Raw genomic sequence first — 13,535 nt, forward strand, 5'->3', positions numbered from 1 at the left:
ATAATCATCCTTCCATTAATAATAATTCTGGATCAGCTAATAAACGCTTGATGTTGTTCATTGCTTTTTGAGCAGTTGCCCCATCAACGATACGGTGGTCAAAACTCATTGAAAGTTTCATAACACGTCCAACAACGATTTCACCGTCTGCATTTACAACTGGTTGAGTAGCAATTGTACCTACGCCTAAAATTGCAACTTCCGGGTAGTTGATAACTGGTGTGAACCAGCCTCCGCCAACTGAACCGATATTACTGATTGTGATCGAGCCATCGCGCATATCCGCACCTGTTAATTTACCTTCGATTGCAAGAGCTGCTTTTTCGTTGATTTCATCAGCGATAGCAAACATGCTCTTCGTGTTCGCATTTTTAACGTTTGGTACATATAATCCATGATCAGTATCTGTTGCGATACCAATGTTATAGTAGTTTTTATAAACGATTTCTTGTGCTGCATCGTCAATTGATGCATTCAAGATTGGGAATTTTTGAACTGTTGCTGTCAATGCTTTTACAACGTATGGTAAGAATGTTAATTTAGTACCGTTTGCTGCTGCAACATCTTTAAATTTCTTACGGTGATCCCATAATTTAGATACTTCCACTTCGTCATGCAATGTAACGTGCGGTGCAGTATGTTTACTGTTCACCATCGCTTTAGCAATTGCTTTACGAGTTGGCGTCATTTTTTCGCGAGTTTCAGCTTCACCTAGATCAGAAACAAATGGTTTAGCCGGAGCTTTTGGTGCAGCTGTTTCAGCTGTAGCAGTTGCTTGTGGTGTTGCTGCAGTTTGTTCAGCTTGTGCTGGCGCTACTTGTCCGCCACCTGAGATAAAGCTTTCGATGTCTGCTTTTGTGACACGTCCACCTTTTCCAGTTGGTACAACTTGCGTGATATCAACGTCTTTTTCACGAGCAAATTGACGTACTGATGGCATAGCCAAGACACGTTTGTTTGGATCAGCTGCTGCTACGACACCTGTTGACGCAGCTTGTGCTGGTGCTGCTTGTTCAGTTTGAGCAGGCGCACTTGCTGCTGGTGCTGAACTTGATGCAGAGTTATGTCCAGGTGCATCGATTTCGATCAATACATCCCCAACGTTTGCTACTGTGCCTTCTGGAACCACAATATTTTTAACTGTTCCTGTTACTGGTGAAGGGATTTCTTCGACAGATTTGTCATTCTGTACTTCCAATAAAGTATCATCTTCATTGATGGTATCTCCTGCTTTAACGAACCATTTTACGATTTCGCCTTCTGCAATACCTTCACCAATATCTGGTAATTTAAATTGGAACACGCCGCCACTGCTGTCTGCTGCAGGTGCTTCTGGAACCGCTGCTGGTTGTGCAGGCGTTTGTTCTTGAGCTGGAGCAGCTGTCGGTGCTGCATCATTTTCTGGATGTCCAGGTGCGTCGATTTCGATCAACACATCTCCAACATTTGCTACTGTGCCTTCTGGTACTACGATAGATTTAACTGTTCCTGTAACTGGAGATGGAATCTCTTCTACAGATTTATCGTTTTGAACTTCTAATAATGTATCATCTTCATTGATGGTATCTCCTGCTTTAACGAACCATTTTACGATTTCGCCTTCTGCAATACCTTCACCAATATCTGGTAATTTAAATTGATAAGCCATTTTTTAAGCCTTCCCTTCCTTTATCGTATCTGTCTAACTGGAAAAATGCGGAAACAACAGCGCTAAATTTCCACGTGAAAACATGTCACGTGAAAATTCAGGCATGCTATTTAAAGCAATTTTATTCAGTTTTAATTAAAATTCTGCGATTTCTCTTGCTTTCGCTTCGATATCTTTAGCATTTGGCAACCAAATGTTTTCTGCTTGTCCAAATGGGAAGATTGTATCTGGAGCAGATACACGGCCAATTGGCGCTTCTAATGATAATACTGCACGTTCAGAAATTTCAGAAACAACCATAGCACCAACGCCAGCTTGTTTTTGAGCTTCTTGAACTACGACTACGCGACCCGTTTTTTCAACTGATTGAATGATTGTTTCAACATCTAAAGGAGCGACAGTACGTAAGTCAATGATTTCAACAGAAATATTGTCTTTTGCTAAATTGTCAGCAGCTTTGATTGCTTCACGAACCATTGCACCGTAAGTAATGATAGAAACATCAGTACCTTCGCGAGTAACAGCAGCTTTATCTAAAGGCACTTCATATGCTTCATCCGGCACTTCCTCACGGAATGAGCGGTATAGTTTCATGTGTTCTAAATAAACAACTGGGTCATTGCTTCTGATCGCAGAAATCAATAGTCCTTTTGCATCATATGGATTTGATGGGATGACTACACGGATACCAGGAGATTGAGCAATCAATCCTTCTAAGTTATCTGAGTGAAGTTCTGGTGTATGCACACCACCACCAAATGGCGCACGAACAGTAATAGGCATATTACGTGTTCCACCCATACGGTAACGAGTACGAGCCATTTGACCGACGATTTCATCAAAGACTTCAAATACGAATCCAAAGAATTGGATTTCAGGAACTGGACGGTATCCTTCTAATGCTAAACCAAAAGCCAAACCACCGATTCCAGATTCTGCTAAAGGAGTATCGAAGACACGGTCTTCGCCAAATTTTTCTTGTAAGCCTTCAGTTGCACGGAAAACTCCGCCATTTTTACCAACGTCTTCACCGAAGACCAAGACGTTTTCGTCTTTCTCTATTTCAAGAGCTAAGGCATCTGTAATTGCTTGGATCATTGTTTTTTGTGCCATGATTATTTCGACTCCTTCGCTTCGTAGAATGCAATTTGTTCTTTAATGTTTTGAGGTTGAACTTCAAACATATTTTTCAAGAAATCAGATACTTTTTGTTTTGGAACTTTATCTGCTTCTGCAATTGCTACTTTGATTTCTTCTTTAGTTTTTTCGATTACTTCGTTTTCTTTTTCTTCAGACCATAACCCTTTGTCTTCTAGATATTTACGGAAACGAATTAGTGGATCTTTTTGTACCCATTCGTCATCCATATCTTTTGAACGGTAACGAGTTGGATCATCACCTGATAATGTATGTGGACCATAACGGTAAGTTAATGTTTCGATCAATACAGGGCCATTGCCATTTGCAGACCATTCGCGCGCTTCTTTTGCAATTGCATAAACTGCTAATGGATCCATACCGTCAACGACGATCCCTGGAATTCCTGCTGCTACAGCTTTTTGTGCTAATGTTTTAGCAGCTGTTTGTTTTTCACGAGGTGTTGAAATCGCAAAACCATTGTTTTGGATGATGAACACGCCGTTTGCATGATAGGCTCCTGCAAAGTTGATTGCTTCATAGAAATCACCTTGTGAAGAACCGCCATCACCTGTATAAGTGAAGACAACGTTTTTCTTGCCGCGTTTTTTCATTCCTAAAGCAACACCAGCTGCTTGGATGTATTGCGCACCAATGATGATTTGCGGTGGTAGAGCATTTAATTCTGGTGCATAGTGGTTACCTGCTACATGGCCACGAGACCATAAAAATGCTTCTGTCAATGGTAAACCGTGTTGAACTAATTGAGGTACATCACGATAACCTGGTAATAGGTAATCTTCTTTTTCCATAGCAAATTGACTTGCTAATTGGCTTGCTTCTTGTCCAGCTGTTGGTGCGAAGAATCCTAGACGACCTTGACGGTTCAAAGCAGTTGAGCGTTGATCTAATACACGTGACCAAACCATACGAGTCATTAATTCTACTAATTCGTCATCTGATAAATCTGGTACAGCGTCTTTGTTTACGATTTTCCCATCTTTATCTAAAATTTGAAATGTTGGGAAATCAGCGTCGACTTTTTCCATAAGTGCTTTAAAGTCAATAGGTTTTTGTTTCTTTGCCTTTGCCATTTTGTCACACAATCCTCTCTGTTACGTTTCTTTTTTTCGTAAAAAATAAAACAGCATCAAAAACTGTATTACTTTTTATCGACTACACTTACAAATTATCACTAATTAGGTAAAAGAGCAAGTAAAAAGTGAGCATTTCTTCAAATTTGATTAAAATACCTGAAACCTATCGTACCAAAGGTTAGTGATTAAAATCACAAACAAGAAACCGTTTTATAAAAAGCTCTCCCAATCATATCTTTTGACATTACTCTGTTATAGTCGATGTAATCCTTGTTATGTTACAGTAGATTTTTAAATTAGAAATTATTTGCTGAAAACAGAGTAGTTTTTTTCAAGCATACTAAAAAGAACAAAGACAAAATTCTTCTAATTTTGTCTTTGTTCCCCAAAAAACGAATATTAATATCTAAAAACCTATTTTTCTCTTCTCTTTACGAATAACAACTTTAAACACAATGAAATTTTTCGTTATTTCTTTCGAGTTTTTATTCCTGAAAAATAATTATTTCACCCTATTTATTTTTTACTAAAATGAGGTATGAACATTTTCTACATTAAATCCACTCTTTAGTGATATGGATATAAAGTCGTTTGGCAACCTCTACTGTGATCAAATATAGTACAATGATCAAAATGAACCAGCCCCAATAATTAGCTGGAAGTTTCACAAAGTCGAAAACCTCCCGAATTGGTGTCAAGACAATCAACAATCCTAAGGCAACTGCACCTAAGCTGGACAGAATCACAGCAGGTGAGGCAATACTTTGAATAAATGGTAATTTTCGAGTACGAACCATTTGAACAACTAATGTTTGACTGACTAAGCCCACAACAAACCAACCTGTTTGGAATAAATGTTGACTGCCAACAGTATTTGCACTAAATACAAACCACATCACAGCATATGTCATAATATCAAAAATACTACTTACTGGCCCAATACATAGGGTAAATTTCATTAATCCATTGGTTTCCCAACGTACAGGTTTTAATAAATCTTCTTCATCAACATTGTCCCAAGGAATCGCTAATTGTGCGATATCATAGATTAGATTTTGAATCAATAATTGAATGGAAAGCATTGGTAAAAACGGTAAAAACGCACTTGCAAGTAATATTGAGAAAACATTCCCAAAGTTAGAACTGATCGTGATTTTAATATATTTCATCATATTACTAAACACTTTTCGACCTTCGATCACACCATCTTCTAAAACATTGAGACTTTTTTCTAATAAGATGATCGAACTTGCATCTTTGGTAATATCAGCTGCTGTGTCAACAGATATTCCAACATCCGCTTTACGAAGCGCTGGCGCATCATTGATCCCATCTCCCATAAATCCAACTGTATGACCATTATCTTGTAAGGTTTCAATAATTCGTGATTTTTGCATCGGATTCAACTTAGCAAATAAATTAGTTTTTTCTACTTCTTCTTTCATTTGTTCATCCGACATATTATCAATGTCCGATCCAAGTACAACATGTGACACTTCTATTCCTACATCACTACAGACTTTTTTAGCGACAATATCATTGTCTCCTGTTAAAACTTTTACGTTTACGCCATGCTGATGCAAAGACTTAATAGCAGTGATCGCTGATTTTTTAGCTGGATCTAAAAAGCCCATAAAACCGATCAAGGTCATTCCTTGTTCATCTTCCACACTATAGATAGCTTCACTATGAACATCTTTTTTTACAGCTACAGCTAATGCACGCATCCCTTGTTCATTCATGCGAATATTGACTTCACGCATTCTTTTTTGTAATGCTGGTGTTAGAGGGACGATTTCGCCATTGATTTCTGCGTGTGTGCAGACAGCCTCCATCTCTTCAACAGCACCTTTTGTGATCATAAATTGATGACCATCAGCATTAACGACTACCGTTAAACGACGGCGAGAAAAGTCAAACGGAATTTCATCCAATTTTGTGACTGAGCTATATGGGCTTTGATTATTATTTTCTTCATAAAAGTTGATTACAGCGATATCCATTAAGTTCTTCCAGCCTGTTTGGTAATGAGAATTCAAAAAAGCCATATCTAATACTTGGTCATTGATTTCGCCTAAGGGATCTAGGTGTTGCACCAAGACGACTCTGTCTTCTGTGATCGTTCCCGTTTTATCCGTACAAAGAACATCCATACTACCTAAATTTTGAATAGAGGGTAATTCTTTCACAATCACTTTATGTTTAGATAGACTCAACGCACCTTTTGCTAAATTGCTTGTTACGATCATCGGCAACATCTCAGGCGTCAAACCAACTGCCACAGCAATCGCAAAGAAAAATGCCTCGCCCCATTCTCCTTTAGTAAGACCATTAATCAAAAATACGATAGGAAACAAGATCATAACCATTCTTAATAAAAATTTGCTAACTTTAGTCAAACCAATATCAAAAGAAGTTTTTCCACGTTGCGTTGTCGCATTTTTGGCAATATCACCGAAGAACGTATTTTGCCCAGTCTTTAAAATAATCGCTTTACCTTGTCCACTTAATACGTCAGTTCCCATAAAAATCAAGTCTTGCATATCTAAAGCAGAGATAGAATCTGAATTTTTATCGATGCCTGCATCCACAAATTTTTCTACAGGCATTGATTCTCCAGTCAACGATGATTGATTGATAAATAAATCCTTTGTCCAGATCAACACAGCATCTGCTGGGATCATATCCCCTGTTGCAAGTGTTACGATGTCTCCTGGCACCACTTCATCCATCGGAATCTCTTTGGTTTGCCCGGCACGTGTCACAGCTGTTGTATTTTCGATTAGTTCTTTTAGATTCAAACTTGCTTTTTGAGAACGATATTCTTGAATAAATGCAATAATAACACTAGCTAAAATCATAGTTCCCATAACAATTGCTGCTTCAAAATCTTTTGTTGCAGCTGATACGACCATCAATAATGCTAATACATAAACAAACGGATCTTTAAAGGCTTCTAAAAACATAATAATTGCGGGCGTCGGTTTTTGTGCGGATACCTCATTTGGTCCATATTCTTCTAAACGATTCTTGGCATCTTCTTCAGATAAGCCCTTTTCTGAGGTACGAAGCTCCATCATCAATTCTCGTTCAGAAAGTAGTGCTAATTTTCTTAATTCTTGGTCTTTTGTTAATTTCTTGGCATCTGCTATTTTTTTGTTCATCATTTTCTTTTCCTCCTTTTGCTTCATCTTATTTAGAAGGGGCAGGAAAAAATCATTTCGATTCCATCGTTTCTAAGATAAAGGCTACATTTCGTTTATTTCTCGACTGACTGGGGTCTTCCATGAGTCTCTTCCTCTCTTTTGTTTATTTTGGAACGATGAAATTTTTTGCTAGGTGTGGATTTTGTTATATTGAGTACTGCTCCTTATACTTTTTAACATCAGCTCTGGCAGATCCAATTGGTCCTTCTGATCTTAGGGCTTTGGCTAGCTGATTCTGATTTTTCTTTTGGCTGTTTGTTTCTTTTTGCGGAACTTCGCTCCCTTTGGTCGCCAAGTACTGTTCATCATCAGCTCTGGCAAAGCCTGTTGGTCCTTCAAGTCTTAAGGCTTTGGCTAGCTGATTTTTGTTTTTCTTTTAGCTGTTTGTCTTTTTTTTTGCGGAACTTCGCTCCCTTTGGTCGCCAAGTACTGTTCATCATCAGCTTTGGCAAAGCCTGTTGGTCCTTCAAGTCTTAAGGCTTTGGCTAGCTGATTTTTGTTTTTCTTTTAGCTGTTTGTCTTTTTTTTGCGGAACTTCGCTCCCTTTGGTCGCCAAGTACTGTTTACCATCAGCTTTGGCAAAGCCTGTTGGTCCTTCAAGTCTTAAGGCTTTGGCTAGCTGATTCTGATTTTTCTTTTAGCTGTTTGGTTCTTTTTGCGGAACTTCGCTCCCTTTGGTCGCCAAGTACTGTTCATCATCAGCTCTGGCGGAGCCAGTCGCTGTGATTCACAGCAAAACAAAAACGCACACTCAACAATAGAGTGTGCGTGAAATAGCAACTTAAATAAAGCTTCTCTATCGTTGAGCTTTAGCACTATAAAGCGTAGATAATTTCTTATCAGCTACATTATGAATGACCTTCACGATCATTCCTGTTCAACCAACTAAGAGTCTCTCGATTCTTTCGCGGCAGTAGCATATGTCAAAATAGGAGCCTCACCTAACAATTATTCAGTTCTTAATCCGTATTCATAATAGTTCATATATCAAAAATTGTCAAAAGAAAACATAATTCTCCATTTAAATTTAAACTTCTGGAATTGGTTCACTTAACAAAATTTCTCCACTTTGACCAAAGTAATCCACTTTCATTGCAAGTAAATCTGTCCGCCAATACGCTACGCCTGCAACTCCAGCAAGTTCTGTAAATTTTTCAAATGTAATGTCACCTGCTTGTGCTTTTAAAACGGCTCTTTTTATTTCTGTAGAAGACTCAGTTGCCGCCACTTTTTTAGGTTTACCATTCAGTTGGATTTCAATGTATGATGCCTCATCATAGTAGCGATACATACCTGCTTCTACTAAATAATCATATTTTTCAACACCGATCTTTTTAAAATCACGGATCAACTCAGAAAATCCACCTGCATTTTTTTCTTTATTGACGACTTCTTCGATTGCTTTTAAATCAAGGCTCATCAGATTCACTCCTATTAGATAGTATAAAAAAAGAGCTAAGTCAAAACGTATCAAGCTTTGACCTAACTCTTGGTCAATCAAAATTATAATGATGCTTCAATAAAATGATTGATTATTTCACTTCTTCAACTTCTGTCATATCTTCAATATATTTATAGACTTGCTGCCCTGCAATTCCGCCTTCTCCAACAGCTGTTGTGATTTGACGTAATGTTTTTTCACGAACATCACCAATGGCAAAAACACCTGGCATACTTGTTTTCATCTCTTGATCTGTTTCGATCCAGCCTTCTGCATTTGTTAATCCAGCTTCTATGAACGGCTCTGTTAATGGATCAAGTCCAACATAGATAAAAACACCATCTGCTGAAATTTCTTTCACTTCATCCGTCAAGACGTTTCTTAGTTGTCCACCTGTTACGACCATATCATTTCCAACGATTTCTTCTAAAACAGTATTCCATTCAAACGAAATTTTTTCATTAGCAAACGCACGGTCTTGAATAATTTTTTGGGCACGTAGTTCATCACGACGATGTACGATTACAACTTCTGAAGCAAATTGTGTTAGATAGATCGCTTCTTCAACAGCTGAATCCCCTCCGCCAATCACTAAAAGTTTCTTATTGCGGAAGAATGCACCATCACAAACTGCACAATAAGAGACACCGCGACCTGCAAATTCTTCTTCACCTTTAACACCTAATTTACGGTGTTCACAACCTGTTGCAATGATCACCGTTTTTGTTTGGTACGTTTTATCATCACAAATGACTTCTTTATAAGCACCTTGATCTTTGATATCTTTCACAATACCATATGCATTTTCAGTGCCAAACTTCTCAACGTTTTCGTACATTTTATACGCCAAATCAGGTCCCATGATTGAATCAAAACCTGGATAGTTTTCTACTTCGGCTGTATTATTCATTTGTCCGCCTGGCGCACCGCGTTCGATCATCAATACTGAAAGATTAGAGCGTGACGCATACAGCGCTGCAGTCATTCCAGCAGGTCCTGCTCCAATTATAATTACATCATACATAAGTTTTTCACCCTCCGAAATTTTCAAGTACATTCACTTTACAACTTAACGTGTTGATTGTCTATATTTCTGCCCAATGATAGTATCTGCTTAAAACAAATTTATTTTGAATCGTTTATTTTCGTTTTTCATTATATCATGCTTTTTTCTGGATAGCATCTCTTTTGTACTTACTATTAATAAGAAAATAGTGTAGAACAAAACGAAACATCCGTTTTGTTCTACACTCCAAATTCGACGAAACAGCGAGAAAAAATCAGCTACTCTTCGCTTAGAGCACATCGAATTTTAGTATCTTTTATCCTTCACTGTTTTGCAATTTATACATATCTGCATACAACCCATTTTGGGCTAATAAATGTACATGATCCCCACGTTCGACGATCCGACCTTTATCCAACACTAAAATTAAATCAGCATCTCGAATGGTGGATAGACGATGAGCAATCGCAATCGTTGTTCTACCTTGACGCATATTCGCTAAGCCTTCTTGGATCAATCCTTCTGTTTCAGTATCGATATTCGCTGTTGCTTCGTCTAATACTAGGATTTTCGGATCAGTTACAATCGTTCTAGCGAATGAAATCAGCTGACGCTGACCACTTGAATAACTTGCGCCTCTTTCGATGACTTTTGCATGATATTTTTTTGGTAAGGTTTCAATAAATTTATCTGCTTGCACAAATTCCGCTGCGACTTTGATTTGTTCATCCGTGATTTCTGGATTCAACATTCGAATATTCCCAGCGATATCGCCATAGAACATAAATGCATCTTGTAAAACCAATCCCAATTTTTTCCTCAACTCAGCTAAAGGATACTCACGAATATCACGATCGTCGATCAGAATTTCACCTTCATAAAATTCATAAAAACGCATCAAAACGTTAATAATCGAGCTCTTACCACTTCCTGTATGTCCGATCAACGCCACGGTTTCACCAGGGTTGGCAATAAAACTAATATTATTCAAAACATTATTCTTACCATCATAAGAAAAGCTAACATTACGAAACTCGATTTTCCCACGCATAATTTCTGCGTTAGCTCCTACATTTTGTTGCGGAGTCAATTCTTCATTATCAAAAATTTTCAAAATTCGACTCCCTGCAACCATCCCATCCGTAAAAACACTTAAAAAATCCATCATTTGTGTCATTGGATTAAAGAAAGCCTGCACATAGGTAACAAAAGCATAAATCATTCCAGCTTCTACAGGAGAATGCAATGCATCAAACCCAAATAATGTTAGTGTCAAGGCAATCGCCAACGTATAAAGGAAATTAATGATTGGACCCAACAACAATGAGTTAGTTTTGATCATTGAAAAACGTGTACGTAAATAATCATTATTCGTCTCTTCAAACTCTTTTTCCAAACGGTGTTCCTGTCTAAATTGCTGAATAATCTGCATGCCGGAAATATATTCATTTAGCTTCGTATTTAGCTGACTTAATTTTTCACGCATACTTCTATAGATTCTAGAACTAAATTTTTGATAGTACCAAATCACGATCAATAAAATAGGTAAGAAAACCAGATTATACAACGCAATTTTCCCGCTGATTTGAAACATCGCAATAAATGAAGAAACTACGGCAAAAATCCCGGTTAAAACCATTAAAAATACATACCAGAATTCAAATAATGTCTCCGTATCATTCGTTACACGAGAAACAATCGAGCCTGCTGGTGTTTGATCAAAATAACGCATTCCTAAGGTTTGCAACTTTTCAAACAACTTCACACGAATAAACTGATACGTTTTGAGTGAAGCGGTAGAATATAAAAACCATTGGAAAAACCAGACGATACTTTTCACGATCACACCAAATAGATACAAACCAGCAAAAAAGAAAATCACTTGATTGGTTGCTGTTTTTGGCGTCAAATAATTATCCATAAACGTTTGAATAATTCTCGGTAAAAGAATATTAATGATGGATAAGACCAATGCAAACAAAATAGCCGTTATAAACGTACGACGAAATGGCTGTGCAAATTTAAGCAATCGCTTAACAATCGAGACTTGTTCTTTTAAAGGAACTGATTTTGTCCATTCTGATTCATATTTTTCTTCCATTATGCTTCACTCCCTTCAATCTTCGCTTCTAATTGTTGTTTATCCCACATTCGCTTGTACCATCCATCTAACCTTAACAACTCTTGATGAGTACCGCGTTCAACGATTTTCCCTTCATCTAAAACGATGATTTCTTTTGCATGCATCACACTACTTAATCGATGGGCTGAAATAATCGTTGTTTTTTCTTTTCTAGCCTCTTTTAAATTTGAAAGAATCGCTTCTTCCGTTTTTGCATCCACAGCAGATAATGCATCATCTAGAATCAATAACTCTGGATCTACGATCAAGGCTCTAGCAATTGAAATCCGTTGTTTTTGCCCACCTGATAAAGAAACCCCACGCTCCCCAACTAACGTATCATATCCTTTAGGGAAAGCCTTGATTTCATTATTGATAAACGCCATTTCAGCAGCCTGTTCAACTTTTGCTTCAGTAAAATCAGGATTAGCAAAACGAATATTATCTCGTACTGTCATAGAAAACAGAAAATGATCTTGAGGAACATACCCCATTGAGTTCATCAAAGCATCCAATGAATATTCTTTGATATCATGTTCGCCAAACATCACACGGCCTTGATAATGATCGTATTCACGCATCAATAATTTTAAAATTGTCGTTTTACCAGCGCCAGTTTTCCCAACGATTCCTAATGTTTCTCCCACACCCACAGTGAATTTGATTTGTTCTAGTGTAGCTTGATCATCTTTAGGATACGTGAACTGAGCAATTTCCATTGATAAACGACCTTTAGCTGGTATTTGGATCGCATCTTTTTTCTCTGTAATATGTGTTTTCTCATGTAGTAATTCATTCACACGGTCATAACTCGCATTTCCACGCTCAAGTACATTAAACAAGCGACCAATCGCGAACATTGGCCAAACGAGCATCCCAATATAACTTATAAATGAAATCAACTGCCCAATCGTAATCGTGCCGTTCATAATAAAACGTCCGCCCACAATGATTGTTAAAACATAAGAAATCCCAATGATCAATGTGATAAACGGATCAAATAAAGCATCTAGAAAGTTTACTCGTTTATTTTTAACGATAGCATCCTCAATTTTCTCTGTAAAATCTTGGATATCTTCCTGTTCTTGCCCAAACGTTTTGATGACCTTAATGCCTGTGATGCTCTCTTGTGTCTTATCATTGATCGTAGAGAACGCTGCTTGAGAATCACGGAAAGCATCATGCAATTTTGATCCCAAGACTCTTGATGTCACAGCCAATAATGGTAAGGGAATTAGCGCAATCAACGTTAAGCGTAAATCCACAAATAAAATCATGGCAACAATCGTGGCACCACCTGTGATGAATGAATCTGCAAAGGTTAAAATACCTGCTCCAGCAACATTCTGGATGGCATTTAAATCGTTCGTTGCATGAGCCATCAAATCTCCCGTTCGATATTTCTGATAAAAAACATTGTCCATTTTTGTGAAATGATGGAATAATTGCTTTCTTAAATCTTTTTCCAATTTTGCAGCACTTCCCCAAATATGTGTCCGCCAAATATAACGAAAAATATATTGCGCTATAGCTGCCGCTAATAGAATACTAACCCAAAATAAAATAGGTTTGATCGTCAGATTCTTTGAAGTGATCTTATCAACGACGATCCCAATGACTTTTGGTGGAACTAATTGCACAAGCGCTACCATAATTAATGAAAATACCCCAATGATGTAACTTTTTTTCTCTTGCTTGAAAAACCACCCTAACTTTTTAAATATAGACATGTACATTCTCCTCTTCTAAATTGACTACTGTGCGCTCACATCTTTTATTTGTTGTTTTCCCATTTTCATACAACTCCTTTCATTTGCTAAAAATAAGTGCAAAAAAACGGACCCAAAAAAAAGGCCCGTTGTGCGCTTGAAATTTGAT

The 13,535-nt window shown here is 37.6% G+C and carries 8 protein-coding genes and 1 riboswitch; all 8 genes read right to left on the reverse strand.

Features of this window, described 5'->3' with window-relative positions:
* Positions 1 to 4 precede the first annotated feature (4 nt).
* Complete coding sequence (locus tag AC4BC4_RS10270) at positions 5 to 1,648, reverse strand: dihydrolipoyllysine-residue acetyltransferase (RefSeq protein ID WP_438756695.1); 1,644 nt, start codon at positions 1,646 to 1,648, stop codon at positions 5 to 7.
* Between the two features lie 135 nt (positions 1,649 to 1,783).
* On the reverse strand, positions 1,784 to 2,761 hold the full coding sequence (locus AC4BC4_RS10275; RefSeq protein WP_438756696.1) for an alpha-ketoacid dehydrogenase subunit beta: 978 nt from the start codon (positions 2,759 to 2,761) through the stop codon (positions 1,784 to 1,786).
* Positions 2,762 to 2,763: 2 nt separating this feature from the next.
* Positions 2,764 to 3,879, reverse strand: coding sequence for a pyruvate dehydrogenase (acetyl-transferring) E1 component subunit alpha (gene pdhA, locus AC4BC4_RS10280; protein ID WP_438756697.1), 1,116 nt, complete (start codon positions 3,877 to 3,879; stop codon positions 2,764 to 2,766).
* Between the two features lie 557 nt (positions 3,880 to 4,436).
* Positions 4,437 to 7,073: a magnesium-translocating P-type ATPase gene (mgtA, locus tag AC4BC4_RS10285; RefSeq protein WP_438756698.1), complete on the reverse strand. Its 2,637-nt coding sequence runs from the start codon at positions 7,071 to 7,073 to the stop codon at positions 4,437 to 4,439.
* 802 nt (positions 7,074 to 7,875) lie between these two features.
* Positions 7,876 to 8,044, reverse strand: a riboswitch (M-box (ykoK) riboswitch).
* 71 nt (positions 8,045 to 8,115) lie between these two features.
* The gene (locus AC4BC4_RS10290; protein ID WP_438756699.1) at positions 8,116 to 8,508 is read right to left on the reverse strand and encodes a DUF1398 domain-containing protein; all 393 of its coding nucleotides are present in this window, start codon (positions 8,506 to 8,508) and stop codon (positions 8,116 to 8,118) included.
* A gap of 112 nt (positions 8,509 to 8,620) precedes the next feature.
* Complete coding sequence (gene trxB / locus AC4BC4_RS10295) at positions 8,621 to 9,553, reverse strand: thioredoxin-disulfide reductase (RefSeq protein WP_490475631.1); 933 nt, start codon at positions 9,551 to 9,553, stop codon at positions 8,621 to 8,623.
* 298 nt (positions 9,554 to 9,851) lie between these two features.
* Positions 9,852 to 11,636 (reverse strand): ABC transporter ATP-binding protein, encoded by a 1,785-nt coding sequence (locus AC4BC4_RS10300; RefSeq protein WP_490475632.1) that lies wholly within the window; start codon positions 11,634 to 11,636, stop codon positions 9,852 to 9,854.
* Complete coding sequence (locus tag AC4BC4_RS10305; RefSeq protein WP_490475633.1) at positions 11,636 to 13,387, reverse strand: ABC transporter ATP-binding protein; 1,752 nt, start codon at positions 13,385 to 13,387, stop codon at positions 11,636 to 11,638. The genes AC4BC4_RS10300 and AC4BC4_RS10305 overlap by 1 nt, the downstream gene beginning before the upstream one ends.
* Between the last annotated feature and the right edge of the window lie 148 nt (positions 13,388 to 13,535).

This window comes from Enterococcus sp. AMC1086, from assembly GCF_058216575.1.